The organism is Bacillus sp. SJZ110, from assembly GCF_006715455.1.
GTDB classification, from domain to species: domain Bacteria; phylum Bacillota; class Bacilli; order Bacillales; family Bacillaceae; genus Bacillus; species Bacillus subtilis.
This window is the reverse complement of record NZ_VFNF01000001.1, coordinates 534,884-551,353: the sequence shown is the minus strand read 5'-3', so window position 1 is coordinate 551,353 and position 16,470 is coordinate 534,884. Positions and strand designations below refer to the sequence as shown.

17 protein-coding genes are annotated in these 16,470 nt (G+C 43.4%); 7 read left to right on the top strand and 10 right to left on the bottom strand.

All coding sequences use genetic code 11. The annotated features are described in order from the left end of the window. Positions 1-37: 37 nt before the first annotated feature. On the bottom strand, positions 38-1,366 hold the full coding sequence (locus tag FB592_RS02710) for an arsenic transporter (RefSeq protein WP_015251069.1): 1,329 nt from the start codon (positions 1,364-1,366) through the stop codon (positions 38-40). Between the two features lie 210 nt (positions 1,367-1,576). Next, on the bottom strand, positions 1,577-2,485 hold the full coding sequence (gene alsR, locus FB592_RS02705) for an acetoin biosynthesis transcriptional regulator AlsR (RefSeq protein WP_003227859.1): 909 nt from the start codon (positions 2,483-2,485) through the stop codon (positions 1,577-1,579). 157 nt (positions 2,486-2,642) lie between these two features. Here alsR and alsS point away from each other — a divergent pair, with 157 nt between their 5' ends. The 3 genes from alsS (at position 2,643) to FB592_RS02690 (ending at position 5,811) form a co-directional block, all read left to right on the top strand. Then, a complete protein-coding gene (gene alsS / locus FB592_RS02700; RefSeq protein WP_141949250.1) occupies positions 2,643-4,355 on the top strand; it encodes an acetolactate synthase AlsS in 1,713 nt (570 codons plus the stop codon). Between the two features lie 61 nt (positions 4,356-4,416). Continuing rightward, on the top strand, positions 4,417-5,184 hold the full coding sequence (budA, locus tag FB592_RS02695; RefSeq protein WP_003244457.1) for an acetolactate decarboxylase: 768 nt from the start codon (positions 4,417-4,419) through the stop codon (positions 5,182-5,184). A 99-nt stretch (positions 5,185-5,283) separates the two neighbouring features. Continuing rightward, positions 5,284-5,811: an NAD(P)H-dependent oxidoreductase gene (locus FB592_RS02690; RefSeq protein ID WP_015714827.1), complete on the top strand. Its 528-nt coding sequence runs from the start codon at positions 5,284-5,286 to the stop codon at positions 5,809-5,811. 39 nt (positions 5,812-5,850) lie between these two features. On the opposite strand, the gene FB592_RS02685 is transcribed toward FB592_RS02690, so the two are convergent. From FB592_RS02685 to FB592_RS02650, 8 genes are all read right to left on the bottom strand, one after another. Then, complete coding sequence (locus FB592_RS02685) at positions 5,851-6,147, bottom strand: DUF3892 domain-containing protein (protein ID WP_003227867.1); 297 nt, start codon at positions 6,145-6,147, stop codon at positions 5,851-5,853. A gap of 155 nt (positions 6,148-6,302) precedes the next feature. Further along, complete coding sequence (locus FB592_RS02680) at positions 6,303-6,839, bottom strand: SH3 domain-containing protein (protein ID WP_141949249.1); 537 nt, start codon at positions 6,837-6,839, stop codon at positions 6,303-6,305. Between the two features lie 81 nt (positions 6,840-6,920). After that, a complete protein-coding gene (gene rbsB, locus FB592_RS02675; RefSeq protein WP_085185579.1) occupies positions 6,921-7,838 on the bottom strand; it encodes a ribose ABC transporter substrate-binding protein RbsB in 918 nt (305 codons plus the stop codon). A gap of 12 nt (positions 7,839-7,850) precedes the next feature. Further along, a complete protein-coding gene (gene rbsC, locus FB592_RS02670) occupies positions 7,851-8,819 on the bottom strand; it encodes a ribose ABC transporter permease RbsC (RefSeq protein WP_003227873.1) in 969 nt (322 codons plus the stop codon). A 1-nt stretch (position 8,820) separates the two neighbouring features. Next, positions 8,821-10,302 (bottom strand): ribose ABC transporter ATP-binding protein RbsA, encoded by a 1,482-nt coding sequence (gene rbsA / locus FB592_RS02665; protein WP_032726997.1) that lies wholly within the window; start codon positions 10,300-10,302, stop codon positions 8,821-8,823. A 15-nt stretch (positions 10,303-10,317) separates the two neighbouring features. After that, on the bottom strand, positions 10,318-10,713 hold the full coding sequence (gene rbsD / locus FB592_RS02660; RefSeq protein ID WP_141949248.1) for a D-ribose pyranase: 396 nt from the start codon (positions 10,711-10,713) through the stop codon (positions 10,318-10,320). Then, a complete protein-coding gene (rbsK, locus tag FB592_RS02655) occupies positions 10,710-11,591 on the bottom strand; it encodes a ribokinase (RefSeq protein ID WP_120027557.1) in 882 nt (293 codons plus the stop codon). Before rbsK ends, rbsD begins: the two co-directional genes overlap by 4 nt. 1 nt (position 11,592) lies before the next feature. Then, entirely contained in the window at positions 11,593-12,573 is a 981-nt protein-coding gene (locus FB592_RS02650; protein WP_015714821.1) for a LacI family DNA-binding transcriptional regulator, read from the bottom strand. Between the two features lie 783 nt (positions 12,574-13,356). Here FB592_RS02650 and pgsB point away from each other — a divergent pair. From pgsB to edmS, 4 genes are read left to right on the top strand one after another with little or no spacing between them, the layout of a single operon-like run. Continuing rightward, entirely contained in the window at positions 13,357-14,538 is a 1,182-nt protein-coding gene (pgsB, locus tag FB592_RS02645) for a poly-gamma-glutamate synthase PgsB (RefSeq protein ID WP_003227883.1), read from the top strand. Positions 14,539-14,552: 14 nt separating this feature from the next. Continuing rightward, a complete protein-coding gene (gene pgsC, locus FB592_RS02640; RefSeq protein ID WP_003227889.1) occupies positions 14,553-15,002 on the top strand; it encodes a poly-gamma-glutamate biosynthesis protein PgsC in 450 nt (149 codons plus the stop codon). Positions 15,003-15,020: 18 nt separating this feature from the next. Further along, positions 15,021-16,163, top strand: coding sequence for a capsular polyglutamate synthetase PgsA (pgsA, locus tag FB592_RS02635; RefSeq protein WP_003227891.1), 1,143 nt, complete (start codon positions 15,021-15,023; stop codon positions 16,161-16,163). A 14-nt stretch (positions 16,164-16,177) separates the two neighbouring features. Continuing rightward, positions 16,178-16,345, top strand: coding sequence for an extrachromosomal elements maintenance protein EdmS (gene edmS / locus FB592_RS02630; RefSeq protein WP_003227896.1), 168 nt, complete (start codon positions 16,178-16,180; stop codon positions 16,343-16,345). The last annotated feature ends 125 nt before the right edge of the window (positions 16,346-16,470 follow it).

Sequence of the window (16,470 nt, the reverse complement as noted above, 5' to 3'; positions counted from 1 at the left end):
TTGAATAGCAGAAGGCAGTTTTTCGTTTCATACTGTACTAAAGAAATAACCAACTGATCCAAAAATATAAACATGTTAACGTAAAAAGTACAGTCAGCGGAATGATGATAATGGTCGTTTTTATATATTCGCCCCATGAAATACTTTCATCATGCTGTTTTAATATATGCATCCAAATAAGCGTTGCTAAGGTTCCCATAGGTAATAATAATGAACCGATATCACTGCCGATAATATTTGCCAAGTAGATGATTTTTGTTGTTGAAGGATTCAGGGTCATTTCAGTTAAGGTAAAAGTACTGATCATTAAAGCTGGATGGTTGTTAAAGAGATTAGAAAAAACTGAAGTAGAGATACCTGATGCGAAAGTTGCGTGGGCGAGGCTTCCAGAAACGACAGGTTCAAAATAATTCACAAGTAACTCAGTGAATCCAATATTATGCAGACCATAAATTAAGACATACATAGTAAAAGCGAATATAAAAATGTGCCAAGGCGATTTATATAACAAGTCTCTTGGGGAGGTTTTGAAATAAATCCATCTCCAGCTCAACAGGATAAAAGATCCGATGACAGCGACTAGAGGAACAGAAATACCGGTATATGATGCTGCAAATAGACTCATTCTGACGAGAAAAACAAATGCAAGCACAAACAACATGATTTTTGTTTGATTTCGTTCTGGTAAAGGAGCTGATGGCGAATGAAGAGGATGGTACCTTCTATGCCGCAGAGACTGAAAATGGCTCGGTATATCTGGCAGGTTCTTGGGAAGACGTTTATAAAAGAACATAAACAGTAGACAAGTCATAAAAATGAGTCCCATCATACTAGGGACAAACATCATGGCAGTGTGAAGATACAGATCCATTCCAATGATTTTGAGAGAAATTAAATTAACAATATTACTTACGCCAATCGGTGCGCTAGAGGCTGTGGCTATTAAAACACCGCTTAATAAATATGGGGCTTTTTGATGTTTTTTTAAACCTAAATATTTTAGTACAAGCAAAAGGATTGGAGTTGTGATCAAAATGCTCCCATCATTATTCAGGAAAATGGTCATGAGAAAGCAGAGCAAATTGGTTAGCCAAAAAAGCTTGATGCCTGAACCCTTGGATTGTTGGAGCAGTTTTGCAGCCACCCAATAAAAGAAACCAAAGCTTTCTAGTGCAATGGCCATAATCATAGTGGCAAGGATTGTAACCGATGCACCCGTGACTTTTGTTCCGATTTCCCCTAAGTCTGCCAATGACACACTTCCGCACAATAAAACCATTAAAGCGCCAAATGTGGCGGGGATAGCTTCATTTAGTCCTTTTGGTCTCCAGAAAATAAAAATCATTGTTACGAAAAAAGCGAGCAATGTGAATATGCCGGTGAACTCAATAATTTACTTCACCTCTCTATCTTTCATTTTTAAAATCAAACTAATGTCCTGCGCTTACTAATGTCCTTGCCAACTATTTGTACTGTATGTATACGTATACTGATATGAAGTTGTACTAAGCGATTATATTAAATTAATAAAATTTCCATAAGAATCCCAAAAGAAAAAAGAGATTGCAAGTATCTTTCATGTACCTGCATCACTCTCTTTAGTTCTTGTCTGCTGACAATTTGAAATATGAATAAAATGCTTTATAAGCGGATTATGATTGTCTTTACGGTAAGCGATAACCCATTCGGCATTAAGCTGTATTTGGTCCATTTTTCGATAAGTAACATCCAAATTAAATAATTTTTTGGCTGAGGAAGGAACAAATGTCATACCAATTCCGGCACTGACTAAACCAATCACCATTTGATATTCTGTGGCCTCCTGGACAATGTTGGGTCTGAAGCCCGCTTGTTCACAGAACTGAATAAAATCCATGTATAGAGTAGGCCATGCTTCTTTAGCAACAGTAATAATTGGTTCATCTCTTAAATCCTCAATCGTAATTGATTCCTTAGAAGTCAATGGGTGTTGCTTAGGCAAAGCTAAAACACAAGGGCTGCTTTGGGCGGTTTCGATATGTAAAGCTGTATGCTGTAAGGGAGGATGAAGTATACCAATATCAATGTTGCCCTTTAGTAGCTCCTCCTGCTGCCTAGACGAGGATATTTCACGCAGTTCTATTTTCACAGATGGGAATTTTTTACGATATTCCCGGACAATCGGCGGCAGAAATTCATATGTAGCTGATCCGACAAAACCGATTACGAGAAGGCCTTGCTCGCCGCGGGCCGTCCGCTGTGCCAGTTCAATTCCTTGTCCGATTTGCATCAAGGCCATGCGGCAATGATTTAAAAAGATTTCTCCTGCTGCGGTAAGCTCGACAAATCGTTTTGTCCTTTTCAGAAGCGTAACTCCGACTTCTTCCTCCAGCTGTTTGATCTGCTGGCTGAGAGGAGGCTGCGTCATGTTCAGCCGCCGGGCAGCCTTTCCGAAATGAAGCTCTTCGGCTACTGCGATAAAGTATTGAAGATGGCGAAGCTCCATTCAATATGCATTCCTTTCCATAGGTTAATAATTCGTATTACATATTAATCATAAGGCGAATCGATATTGGAGGTCAATTTCCAAAGAGTGTATAGTGAAACTTATCACAAGATATTTAAAATTTTACGTTTAAAATGCATAATAAGGAGTGAGGGTGTTGACAAAAGCAACAAAAGAACAAAAATCCCTTGTGAAAAACAGAGGGGCGGAGCTTGTTGTTGATTGCTTGGTGGAGCAAGGTGTCACACATGTATTTGGCATTCCAGGTGCAAAAATTGATGCGGTATTTGACGCTTTACAAGATAAAGGACCTGAAATTATCGTTGCTCGGCACGAACAAAACGCAGCATTCATGGCCCAAGCAGTCGGCCGTTTAACTGGAAAACCGGGAGTCGTGTTAGTCACATCAGGACCGGGTGCCTCTAACTTGGCAACAGGCCTGTTGACAGCGAACACTGAAGGAGACCCTGTCGTTGCGCTTGCTGGAAACGTGATCCGTGCAGATCGTTTAAAACGGACACATCAATCTTTGGATAATGCGGCGCTATTCCAGCCGATTACAAAATACAGTGTAGAAGTTCAAGATGTAAAAAATATACCGGAAGCTGTTACAAATGCGTTTAGGATAGCGTCAGCAGGGCAGGCTGGGGCCGCTTTTGTGAGCTTTCCGCAAGATGTTGTGAATGAAGTCACAAATACGAAAAACGTGCGTGCTGTTGCAGCACCAAAACTCGGTCCTGCAGCAGATGATGCAATCAGTGCGGCCATAGCAAAAATCCAAACAGCAAAACTTCCTGTCGTTTTGGTCGGCATGAAAGGCGGAAGACCGGAAGCAATTAAAGCGGTTCGCAAGCTTTTGAAAAAGTTTCAGCTTCCATTTGTTGAAACATATCAAGCTGCCGGTACCCTTTCTAGAGATTTAGAGGATCAGTATTTTGGCCGTATCGGTTTGTTCCGCAACCAGCCTGGCGATTTACTGCTAGAGCAGGCAGATGTTGTTCTGACGATCGGCTATGACCCGATTGAATATGATCCGAAATTCTGGAATGTCAATGGAGACCGGACAATTATCCATTTAGACGAGATTATCGCTGACATTGATCATGCTTACCAGCCTGATCTTGAATTGATCGGTGACATTCCGTCCACGATCAATCATATCGAACACGATGCTGTGAAAGTGGAATTTGCAGAGCGTGAGCAGAAAATCCTTTCTGATTTAAAACAATATATGCATGAAGGTGAGCAGGTGCCTGCAGATTGGAAATCAGACAGAGCGCACCCTCTTGAAATCGTTAAAGAGTTGCGTAATGCAGTCGATGATCATGTTACAGTAACTTGCGATATCGGTTCGCACGCCATTTGGATGTCACGTTATTTCCGCAGCTACGAGCCGTTAACATTAATGATCAGTAACGGTATGCAAACACTCGGCGTTGCGCTTCCTTGGGCAATCGGCGCTTCATTGGTGAAACCGGGAGAAAAAGTGGTTTCTGTCTCTGGTGACGGCGGTTTCTTATTCTCAGCAATGGAATTAGAGACAGCAGTTCGACTAAAAGCACCAATTGTACACATTGTATGGAACGACAGCACATATGACATGGTTGCATTCCAGCAATTGAAAAAATATAACCGTACATCTGCGGTCGATTTCGGAAATATCGATATCGTAAAATATGCGGAAAGCTTCGGAGCAACTGGCTTGCGCGTGGAATCACCAGACCAGCTGGCAGATGTTCTGCGTCAAGGCATGAACGCTGAAGGTCCTGTCATCATCGATGTCCCGGTTGACTACAGTGATAACATTAATTTAGCAAGTGACAAGCTTCCGAAAGAATTCGGGGAACTCATGAAAACGAAAGCTCTCTAGCACTCTGCGCATCACGACACTGTTTTATGAACAGCACTAAATAAAAGGAGTGAAGGGAAATATGAAACGAGAAAGCAACATTCAAGTGCTCAGCCGCGGCCAAAAAGACCAGCCTGTGAGCCAGATTTATCAAGTATCAACAATGACTTCTCTATTAGACGGAGTATATGACGGAGATTTTGAACTGTCAGAGATTCCGAAATATGGAGACTTCGGTATCGGAACCTTTAACAAGCTTGACGGAGAGCTGATTGGGTTTGACGGCGAATTTTACCGTCTCCGTTCAGACGGAACCGCGACACCGGTCCAAAACGGGGATCGTTCTCCGTTCTGTTCATTTACGTTCTTTACACCGGACATGACGCACAAAATTGATGCGAAAATGACACGCGAAGACTTTGAAAAAGAGATCAACAGCATGCTGCCAAGCAGAAACTTATTTTATGCAATTCGTATTGACGGATTGTTTAAAAAGGTGCAGACAAGAACGGTAGAACTTCAAGAAAAACCTTACGTGCCAATGGTTGAAGCGGTCAAAACACAGCCGATTTTCAACTTCGACAATGTGAGAGGAACGATCGTAGGTTTCTTGACACCAGCTTATGCAAACGGAATCGCCGTTTCTGGCTATCACCTGCACTTCATTGACGAAGGACGCAATTCAGGCGGACACGTTTTTGACTATGTGCTTGAGGATTGCACGGTTACGATTTCTCAAAAAATGAACATGAATCTCAGACTTCCGAACACAGCGGATTTCTTTAATGCGAATCTGGATAATCCTGATTTTGCGAAAGATATCGAAACAACTGAAGGAAGTCCTGAATAAAAGAAAAAAAGAAAGCCCCTTTTAGCAGGGCTTTCTTTTTATTTGGCTCTTTTCCTGATTTTAGTTAAAATAACATCAAAACAGTAAAGGTGTGGTCTGATGAAAATATTGGTTTTGGCAGTGCATCCTCATATGGAGACCTCAGTTGTTAATAAGGCGTGGGCTGAGGAATTGAGTAAACATGACAATATCACAGTACGGGATCTTTATAAGGAATACCCGGATGAAGAAATAGATGTTGCGAAGGAACAGCAGCTGTGCGAGGAATACGATCGGATTGTCTTTCAATTCCCGCTATATTGGTACAGCTCTCCGCCGCTCTTGAAAAAATGGCAGGATCTTGTGCTGACTTACGGCTGGGCTTTTGGTTCAGAAGGAAATGCCTTGCATGGCAAGGAGCTGATGCTGGCTGTATCAACAGGGAGCGAAGCGGAAAAATATCAAGCGGGCGGAGCAAATCATTACTCGATCAGTGAGCTATTGAAACCATTTCAGGCCACGAGTAATCTGATCGGCATGAAGTATCTGCCTCCATATGTGTTCTATGGCGTGAATTATGCAGCTGCAGAGGATATTTCTCACAGTGCAAAACGGTTAGCCGAATACATCCAGCAGCCTTTTGTTTAAAATACAGCCCTGTCCAACATACGGCAGGGCTGTATTTGTTTAAAAATCCGGCAGCTCAGACAGGTTATTTTCCTTGATGCCGTCCGGTTCACTTCGCAAAATGTCACGCCCGTATTTATGGAAGACATCAACATGAGCGAGTTTTCCTGATTTTGCTTCTGACAGCGCAGTAGGGTAGTCGAGCTCTCTTCCTGTATTGGTTTTCACTGCGATAATATTGTCTTCCTCATTTCTTCTAACCGCAATAATTTCTTCTTTTCCAGATGGAACATTTTCTTGATCGACAGTTGTTTGCCGGGCTTTATACGATTCATATGCTGCTTCAAATTGATCCATATTTACACCTCCGCTTTTTAGCGTGAACAAAAATGTCGATGATCATGTAAGGTTTCGACACAGCATACGACAATATTTCCTGAGAAATATCTTGGGAATGTGACAAATCAATTCATAATAAAAGGGATTCCGCATAAATGCGGAATCCCTCTCAGTTATTTTGTCATGTGTAAATCCTTTGTTCTCATATAACCTGTCGCACCGCCGTAATCAACGAATACCCAATCAAAATCAAAACCGCCTTTATTCGTTTTACTCCAGCCTAAAAAAGAAACGCTTGTGTCTGCTGGAAGAGTCTTAATGCTCTTTCCGTCAGCGGAAGTATATACTTTTGTTTTTGTTTTGGTTTTTACCGTTGTCGCTGCTTTTACAATGTAATGAGTGGAGACAAATCCTATTTTTCCGTTTTTATACTGAACCTTTGCCCAGTCAGCATTTGAGAAGGAAATCAGCTTTAAGCTATCTCCTAGGTGCAGCGTATCGGCTTTCTGGCTTGATGCGGAAGGCTTCGTTCTGACATTTAGAGCCTCTGCTGATACCAAATAAGAATCAATCGGATAACTGTATAAATCATCAATGCTTACCGTTGTTTCTGGCTGTTGAGCATGGATCGTTCCAGCGCCGCCAGCAGCCGCCGCAGTCATTCCAGCCGCAAGTGCTAATGTTGAAAATAGTTTTGTTGGTTTGTTCATGCCGTTCCTCTCCTCACGTAAGAGAAATAATTCATTCTATATCTCTATTCACGTTATCGCAGGTTCCTAAACATCAGACAATTATTTTTGTGTTTCTAGTTTGAGAGGCGCGGATATTGTTTTTTGCACTTTTTTCCCGTGCAAAATATCATCTGCTGCTTCTGTAGCCAATTTACCGATTAATTCAGGCTGCTGAGCGACGGTGGCTGACAGCTTTCCGTTTTTAATGGAAGCGAGCGCATCTTTATTGCCGTCAAAACCGATCACCAATATGTCTTTCCCCGAGCTGTTAATTGCCTCGAGAGCACCGAGCGCCATTTCATCGTTGTGAGCAAAAACAGCTTGGATATCAGGATGTCCCTGCAGCAGGTTTTCCATGACAGTCAGGCCTTTCGTGCGGTCAAAGTCAGCTGATTGTTTTGTGACAACTTGGAGTTTTTGGTCTGCGATGTTATGGAATCCTGAGCCGCGTTCCCGTGTGGCAGATGCGCCGGGGACGCCTTCAAGCTCTGCCACCTTTGCTCCTTTTCCAAGTTTGTCGGCAATAAACACCGCGGCCATTTCACCGCCTTTTACATTATCGGAAGCAACGAGGGTTTCAACTTTTCCTTGTTCGGCAGATCGATCGATTGTTACGACGGGCACACCGACTGCGTTTGCAGATTCTACTGCTGTTGAGATCGCCGAAGAATCAGTCGGGTTGATTAATAATGCATCAACACCTTGCTGAATTAAATCTTCCACGTCACTCGTCTGTTTCGATGAATCATTTTGTGCATCAACAATGATGACTTTCATTCCCCGTTTTTTAGCTTCTTTTTCGATACCCTTTTTTAATGAGACAAAAAAAGGATTATTAAGTGTTGATACGGACAAGCCAATGGTGAATTCCTTTTTGTTCCCCGAGTTTGACGGCTTTGCCCATTGGGGAGGCTCAAGCGAACAGGCGGTTAACAAAAATAATGATAACGTTAAAATGACGGATACAGCCTTTTTCATGTGAAAACCCTCCTAAGCTGACTTCTTGCGGTCTAATAATACCGCAATCAAGATAACAATCCCTTTGACAACCAGCTGATAAAATGATGAAACGCCAAGCAGATTAAGCCCGTTATTAAGTGTGCCGATGATCAGGACCCCGATCAAAGTGCCGACAATGCGTCCGCGGCCGCCGGAAAGACTTGTCCCTCCTAAGACGACTGCCGCGATAGCATCAAGTTCGTACGATTCTCCCGCAGTCGGCTGGGCCGAATGCAGGCGGGAAGTCAATATGGCACCTGCAAGAGCGGATAAAAGCCCGGCTAAAGAATAGATCATCACTTTCACGCGCGTCACTTTGATGCCTGAAATGAGCGCGGCTTTTTCGTTGCCGCCGATAGCGTACGTTCGGCGTCCGAATGGTGTTTTATGAAGAAGCACCCAAAGGATGACAAAGGCAAGAACCATCGTAATTGCCGGTACAGGAATGCCTAAAAAGTAACCGCGTCCGAACATCTGAAAAGCGTAGTTTGTGCCAAGTCCGGTAATCGGATTTCCATCTGTATACACTAGCGTCAGTCCGCGAAACACAGTCATGGTCGCAAGCGTGGCGATAAAGGGCGCCATTTTTCCTTTAGTAATCAATAATCCGTTGATCATGCCTAGTACGGCACCAATGATACAGCCAAGGATGATCGCGAGAACCGGATCGACACCGGACACAATCATCCCCGCAACTAAAGCACTGGACAGGGCAAGAATAGCGCCGACAGAAAGATCAATGCCGCCTGTCAAAATGACAAAGGTCATCCCGAACGCGATTAATCCGTTAATGGCGACCTGGCGAAGCAGGTTTAAAATATTCAGCGGTTCAAGAAAGCTGGGATTTAAAATAGATACAATGATAACGAGAATAAATAAACCAAGAAACGGGCCGAGTTTTTGCATGACTCCGTCGAAGTGAATCCGTTTTTGTTCTGTTTGCAGTTGTTCCGTTTTCATATTACCGCCCTCCCGTGGCAAGTGTCATAATTCGTTCTTGTGTTGCTTCTCGCGCATGGATTTCTCCGCTTATTCTGCCTTCATGGACAACGATAATCCGATCGCTCATTCCCAGAATTTCAGGCAGCTCTGATGACACCATGATGATAGCGACGCCGCGTTCGGTCAGCTCATTCATCAGCGTATAAATCTCTCGTTTGGCGCCAACATCCACACCTCTGGTTGGCTCATCCAAGATAAGCACTTTCGGTCCGATGCCGATCCACTTGGCTATCACCACTTTTTGCTGGTTTCCTCCTGATAAATGGCGTGCGTGCGTTTCCGGTGATGCTGTTTTGATAGTGAGGCGTTTGATTAACAGATCGACAAATTCAGCCTCCCGCTTATGATCAATGAGACCCTTTGGTGAGAAGCTGGACAGATTGGGCAGGGCAATATTTTCGCGGATCGAGGTGTCGAGCAGGAGCCCTTCATCCTTGCGATTCTCTGTAATAAAGCCGAGACCTTTTTTCACGGCTTCCTGCGGGTTCTTAATAGCCGTTTTTTTCCCAGCGATCCATATCTCACCCGTGTCCAGCCTGTCAACGCCGAACAGCGCTCTCATCATTTCTGTCCGGCCGGCTCCCATCAATCCCGAAACACCGACGATTTCACCGGAACGAACATAAAAGCTGACGTCCTCAAAACTCCCTTTTACGGAAGCATTTTTCACCTCGAATACTTTGTCACCGAGAGAAGGAGTGCGTTTTGGATATCGTTCAGTCAGCTCCCGTCCGACCATTTTTTTGACGACTTCATCAAAATCAGTTTCTGAGATGTTTGTTGTATCTACCGTTTTTCCGTCACGCATGATGGTAATTCTGTCGCAAATCGCAAAAATTTCTTCCATGCGATGCGAAATATAGACAATGGAGACGCCGTTCTTTTTTAACGCTGTAATGACCTCAAAGAGCTTGCTGATTTCACGTTCAGTCAACGCTGCGGTCGGTTCATCCATAATGATGACCTCGGCATTTGTCATAAGCGCTTTTGCGATTTCGATCATTTGCTGCTGTCCGACGGAACATTCGCCGGCTTCTTGATCAAGAGAAAGAGAGACGGAGAGTTTGTCAAACTGCTCCTTTGCTAGCGCTTTCATTTTTCTTGTTTGTAAGACGCCCAGCTTGGAGGATATCTCTTTACCGATAAATAGATTCTCAAGAACGGTCATTTCCGGCCAGATATTCAATTCCTGATGGATAAAGGCTATTCCATGCTGTTCCGCTTCTTTTGGATTGGAAAAATACGTTTCGTTTCCGTTTATGCTGATTTGACCATGATCCGATTTGTGCAGGCCTGTCAAAATGTTCATAAGCGTGGACTTGCCGGCGCCGTTTTCTCCCATTAATGCGTGAACCTCGCCAGGCATGAGCTGAAAGGAAACACCTGACAGCACCTGGTTTTTTCCGAATGCTTTATGAATGTCTTTCATTTCAATCTGCATGTTTCATCCTCCTTTCTAGAAAAGCACACCCGCCTGCAGGATGCAGTTGGCATATGGTGTGAATTCTCCTGTTCTTATGACTGCCTTTGCTTCTTTTGTCAGCAGCTTAAACTCCTCGTGAGAAAGGTATTCAATCTCTTGTTCAGAGAAAAGATTTTCTAGAAATTTCGCATTCTCCTGATTGGATGCTTTTATGTCAGATGCAGCAATGACTTTTTCGATGACCATCTCGTCAGCGAGCACTGCCGCTGTATCTTGGAAAGCCGGAAGGCCCGGCTTCAGTGAAAGATCAATTTTCAAAACGCCGTCAGGAACCGGCAGTCCGGCATCCGCGATGACAATTTTATCAGTGTGGCCAAGGTCTGCTAAAATCTTGGCAAGATGGCTGTTCAGTATACCGTGTTTTTTCATGAAAGCAGCTCCTCTACTTCATTTCTTGTCGGCATTCCGCCTTGGGCACCGAAGGAACAGACAGAAAGGGAAGCGGCACGATTGGCAAACCGCAATGCGGCTTCAATATCTTTTCCCTCAGCCAGGGCCACGGCAAAGGCTGCGTTAAACGTATCACCGGCTCCGGTTGTATCAACGGGCTCAACAGGGAAGGACGGGATGAGCACCTCTTTGCTGCCAGCCGAATAGCGGACGCCTTGTTTTCCTTCTGTAATAAAGAGCTTTGCCGGATAAAGCGCCAGAGCTTCAGAAATGGTAAGCTCAGGGAATAAAATCGAAGCCTCGTGTTCATTCGGCGTCAGATAGGTGGCGTGATCAATTGTTTCCTGCTTGATCGGGCGGGCCGGTGCTGGGTTTAGCATGATCGGGATATCGTGAGAATGGCAGTATTTGCACACCTCATCAACCGTTTCTTCTGGGATTTCCTGCTGAATCAGCACCATATCGACCTTTTCAATCTGTTCGAGCGCGTTTAACGCATACGCTGGGGTGATGTCATCGTTCGCGCCTTTGACAACGACAATGCTGTTGTCGCCTTCAGCAAGCACAATATGAGCGGTTCCGCTTTCTGTATGTGTAACCGGTTCCATATAGTCAGTGCAAACGCCGTTAGCTTTGAGATTATTCAAAATAGCTGTTCCATAATGATCGTCTCCGACCTTGCCGACCATAAACACTTGCGCCCCAAGTCTAGCTGCGGCAACGGCCTGATTTGCTCCTTTGCCGCCCGGCACAGTCTGAAATGACGTGCCAAGAACCGTTTCACCGGCTTTTGGGCGTCTGTCCGAGGTGACCACTAAATCCATAGAACAGCTACCAATCACACAAATATTACGCATCTTAATCTTCCTTTCTTGTCGTCTTTCTTCCTATATAGGTGACAGGCATTTGAATTGCCGTTTCTGCCAGCGGCTGTTTTTTGATGATACCCAAAAGCAGTTTGGCAGCTTCTCTCCCCATATCATATGCGGGCTGTTTAATTGTAGAAAGTGGCGGGAACAGAAGTCCGCTTTGCGGAATGTCATCATAGCCGATAATTTGAATGTCCTCCGGCACGTTTTTTCCGCGCCGCAATGCTTCATGTAAAACGGCAGCGGCTTGAATATCATTACTCGCGATCACACCATCTGTCGCTGGATAAGCGGCAAACAGCTCCTTCGCCATCGATTGTGCATCTTTAATTGAAAATGAAGCCGTCTCAATGACCTGAAAATCAACTTCAGCCTGCTTTAAGATTTCCAAAGCACCGTTAAAGCGATCTTGAGCGGTCGGCAGGTGAGCGGGTCCTCTCAAGAGCGTAATGCGCTGGCTTTTCCCGTGAATGATAGCCTGAGCGGCTAACTTTCCTCCTGTATAGCCGTCACTGGACACAGAAGGAGCCCCTTCAAGTGTTCTGTCCAGAAAAACAACTGGATAATTCATGCCGCTGTATTCCTCGAGATCCGGGTAATTTGTTGCGGCAATAATGCCTGCGACATGATTTTGCTTAAAGGTTTGAAGGTATTCAAGTTCTTTTTTCAATTCCTCGTCACTGTTGCCGAAAATAAGGCGATAGCCTTCCCGGTTCAATTCATCCTCCGCACCGCGGGCAAGCTGGGGGAAGAAAGGGTTTGTGATATCCGGGAGCAAAAGTCCGATCAGTCGGGATTCTCTTTTATATAGAGATCTGGCGACTTCGTTCGGGTAATAGTTCAGCTTCGCCATCGCCGCTATGACACGCGTTCGCGTTTCTTCGTGTACATAGCCGTTATCATTCAGGACGCGGGAAACCGTCGCAACTGAAACGCCCGCCGCTCCGGCGACATCTTTAATTGTAGCCAAAACAGCTCCTCCTTGTTTATGTAACCGTTTACATAGATAGATTATCATGAACAATCCGAAGTTAGCAATAAAAATATCAAAAGAAATCTACTTGTAAATTGTATATATAATTGAAAAATTTAAGGTTTTCACTCTTTTTTTGACAAAGTCTTCACAAATATGGATGAAGATTTCTTGAACAAATATTAAGTTTTATTAAAATTGTTTCAAAGTCATGCGTTTAGACCTGTAAATGGTGAGAAACAGAAAAGACTATCATCCCAGAAAATGTTTAATTATGTTAGAGAATTCGGACTCGTATGTTTAGCGTTTTCATGGCTGGTCCCATTAGTCATTTTGGAATGGGCCTAATATTGCCGCTTCCATGCAGAAAGGATGACATTATGACCTTGTCCTTAAGAAACAGGATAAAACTATTTTGTGTTCATAAGAACCGGAAACACGCATGATAGCAGGAGATGCTTGATAACACAGGCTGAAAAAAAGATTGATTTGAAATGCATATTAAATACAAACAGCGGGGTGTGACTATACGTCCAGAAGGATATCAGGAGAAAAATGAAAGCGCATTCTCTTCGATTTTTAAAAAAAGTGATAAGGTGTAAGTCCTGCTGTTTTCCAAAAATAGAAAACAGTTTGTAGGTATAAAATCTCTTTCAAAAGAGAAGTTTGGCTTAGTCGATTAGGGAAGATTATGTTACATAATGCCGATTGAGAATTCATAGTGATTCTATATACTGATGAATGAATTTACAACAATATAGAAGGAGATGTCGAAAAGCAATGTGGTTACTCATTATAGCCTGTGCTGTCATACTGGTCATCGGAATATTAGAAAAACGACGACATCAGAAAAACATTGATGCCCTCCCTGTTCGGGTGAATATTAACGGCATCCGCGGAAAATCGACTGTGACAAGGCTGACAACCGGAATATTAATAGAAGCCGGTTACAAGACTGTTGGAAAAACAACAGGAACAGATGCAAGAATGATTTACTGGGACACACCGGAGGAAAAGCCGATTAAACGGAAACCTCAGGGGCCGAATATCGGAGAGCAAAAAGAAGTCATGAGAGAAACAGTAGAAAGAGGGGCTAACGCGATTGTCAGTGAATGCATGGCTGTTAACCCAGATTATCAAATCATCTTTCAGGAAGAACTTCTGCAGGCCAATATCGGCGTCATTGTGAATGTTTTAGAAGACCATATGGATGTCATGGGGCCGACGCTTGATGAAATTGCAGAAGCGTTTACCGCTACAATTCCTTATAATGGCCATCTTGTCATTACAGATAGTGAATATACCGAGTTCTTTAAACAAAAAGCAAAAGAACGAAACACAAAAGTCATCATTGCTGATAACTCAAAAATTACAGATGAATATTTACGTAAATTTGAATACATGGTATTCCCTGATAACGCTTCTCTGGCGCTGGGTGTGGCTCAAGCACTCGGCATTGACGAAGAAACAGCATTTAAGGGAATGCTGAATGCGCCGCCAGATCCGGGAGCAATGAGAATTCTTCCGCTGATCAGTCCGAGCGAGCCTGGGCACTTTGTTAATGGGTTTGCCGCAAACGACGCTTCTTCTACTTTGAATATATGGAAACGTGTAAAAGAAATCGGTTACCCGACCGATGATCCGATCATCATCATGAACTGCCGCGCAGACCGTGTCGATCGGACACAGCAATTCGCAAATGACGTATTGCCTTATATTGAAGCAAGTGAACTGATCTTAATCGGTGAAACAACAGAACCGATCGTAAAAGCCTACGAAGAAGGCAAAATTCCTGCAGACAAACTGCATGATCTAGAGTATAAGTCAACAGATGAAATTATGGAATTGTTAAAGAAAAGAATGCACAACCGTGTCATATATGGCGTCGGCAATATTCATGGTGCCGCAGAGCCTTTAATTGAAAAAATCCACGAATACAAGGTAAAGCAGCTCGTAAGCTAGGGGGAAATGCAGACATGTTCGGATCAGATTTATACATCGCACTAATTTTAGGTGTACTACTCAGTTTAATTTTTGCGGAAAAAACAGGGATCGTGCCGGCAGGACTGGTTGTACCGGGATATTTAGGACTTGTGTTTAATCAGCCGGTCTTTATTTTACTTGTTTTGCTAGTGAGCTTGCTCACTTATGTCATTGTGAAATACGGTTTATCCAAATTTATGATTTTGTACGGACGCCGAAAATTCGCTGCCATGCTGATAACAGGGATCGTTCTGAAAATCGCGTTTGATTTTCTATACCCGATTGTACCATTTGAAATCGCAGAATTTAGAGGAATCGGCATCATCGTGCCAGGTTTAATTGCCAATACCATTCAGAAACAAGGTTTAACCATTACGTTCGGAAGCACGCTGCTATTGAGCGGAGCGACCTTTGCAATCATGTTTGTTTACTACTTAATTTAATGTAAGGTGTGTCAAACGATGAAAAAAGAACTGAGCTTTCATGAAAAGCTGCTAAAGCTGACAAAACAGCAAAAAAAGAAAACCAATAAGCACGTATTTATTGCCATTCCGATCGTTTTTGTCCTTATGTTCGCTTTCATGTGGGCGGGAAAAGCGGAAACGCCGAAGGTCAAAACGTATTCTGACGACGTACTCTCAGCCTCATTTGTAGGCGATATTATGATGGGACGCTATGTTGAAAAAGTAACGGAGCAAAAAGGGGCAGACAGTATTTTTCAATATGTTGAACCGATCTTTAGAGCTTCGGATTATGTAGCAGGAAACTTTGAAAACCCGGTAACCTATCAAAAGAATTATAAACAAGCAGATAAAAAGATTCATCTGCAGACGAATAAGGAATCAGTAAAAGTCTTGAAGGACATGAATTTCACAGTTCTCAACAGCGCCAACAACCACGCAATGGATTACGGCGTTCAGGGCATGAAAGATACACTTGGAGAATTTGCGAAGCAAAACCTTGATATCGTTGGAGCGGGATACAGCTTAAGTGATGCGAAAAAGAAAATTTCGTACCAGAAAGTCAACGGGGTAACGATTGCGACGCTTGGCTTTACCGATGTGTCCGGGAAAGGTTTTGCGGCTAAAAAGAATACGCCGGGCGTGCTGCCCGCAGATCCTGAAATCTTCATCCCTATGATTTCAGAAGCGAAAAAACATGCGGACATTGTTGTTGTGCAGTCACACTGGGGACAAGAGTATGACAATGATCCAAATGACCGCCAGCGCCAGCTTGCAAGAGCCATGTCTGATGCGGGAGCTGACATCATCGTCGGCCATCACCCGCACGTTTTAGAACCGATTGAAGTATATAACGGAACCGTCATTTTCTACAGCCTCGGCAACTTTGTCTTTGATCAAGGCTGGACGAGAACAAGAGACAGTGCACTGGTTCAGTATCACCTGAAGAAAAATGGAACAGGCCGCTTTGAAGTGACACCGATCGATATCCATGAAGCGACACCTGCACCTGTGAAAAAAGACAGCCTTAAACAGAAAACCATTATTCGCGAACTGACGAAAGACTCTAATTTCGCTTGGAAAGTAGAAGACGGAAAACTGACGTTTGATATTGATCATAGTGACAAACTAAAATCTAAATAAACGGAGTGATAAAGATGAAATTTGTCAAAGCCATCTGGCCATTTGTTGCCGTAGCCATCGTGTTCATGTTTATGTCAGCTTTTAAATTCAATGATCAGCTGACAGATCAGGAAAAACAGAAGATTGATATGGAAATGAATAAAATCCAACAGCAGGAAGAACCGGTAAACGCCAATAAATAATTCAAAAAAGAGAGTGTCTGATGAGACACTCTCTTTTTATTTGCCCAGCATATTCATTCTGTAAAAATATCAAAAAGTCTCTTAACATATTCAAAAAAATACCGATGTTAAAACTGCAAAAAGAG

Bases quoted from the DNA above. Each gene is read 5' to 3' on its own strand.
- edmS (WP_003227896.1), top strand. From the start codon at position 16,178: ATGAAATTTGTCAAAGCCATCTGGCCATTTGTTGCCGTAGCCATCGTG.
- alsR (WP_003227859.1), bottom strand. From the start codon at position 2,485: ATGGAGCTTCGCCATCTTCAATACTTTATCGCAGTAGCCGAAGAGCTT.
- rbsD (WP_141949248.1), bottom strand. From the start codon at position 10,713: ATGAAAAAACACGGTATACTGAACAGCCATCTTGCCAAGATTTTAGCA.
- pgsB (WP_003227883.1), top strand. From the start codon at position 13,357: ATGTGGTTACTCATTATAGCCTGTGCTGTCATACTGGTCATCGGAATA.
- pgsA (WP_003227891.1), top strand. From the start codon at position 15,021: ATGAAAAAAGAACTGAGCTTTCATGAAAAGCTGCTAAAGCTGACAAAA.
- rbsC (WP_003227873.1), bottom strand. From the start codon at position 8,819: ATGAAAACGGAACAACTGCAAACAGAACAAAAACGGATTCACTTCGAC.
- pgsC (WP_003227889.1), top strand. From the start codon at position 14,553: ATGTTCGGATCAGATTTATACATCGCACTAATTTTAGGTGTACTACTC.
- rbsB (WP_085185579.1), bottom strand. From the start codon at position 7,838: ATGAAAAAGGCTGTATCCGTCATTTTAACGTTATCATTATTTTTGTTA.
- rbsA (WP_032726997.1), bottom strand. From the start codon at position 10,302: ATGCAGATTGAAATGAAAGACATTCATAAAGCATTCGGAAAAAACCAG.
- FB592_RS02690 (WP_015714827.1), top strand. From the start codon at position 5,284: ATGAAAATATTGGTTTTGGCAGTGCATCCTCATATGGAGACCTCAGTT.
- FB592_RS02685 (WP_003227867.1), bottom strand. From the start codon at position 6,147: ATGGATCAATTTGAAGCAGCATATGAATCGTATAAAGCCCGGCAAACA.
- FB592_RS02680 (WP_141949249.1), bottom strand. From the start codon at position 6,839: ATGAACAAACCAACAAAACTATTTTCAACATTAGCACTTGCGGCTGGA.
- budA (WP_003244457.1), top strand. From the start codon at position 4,417: ATGAAACGAGAAAGCAACATTCAAGTGCTCAGCCGCGGCCAAAAAGAC.
- rbsK (WP_120027557.1), bottom strand. From the start codon at position 11,591: ATGCGTAATATTTGTGTGATTGGTAGCTGTTCTATGGATTTAGTGGTC.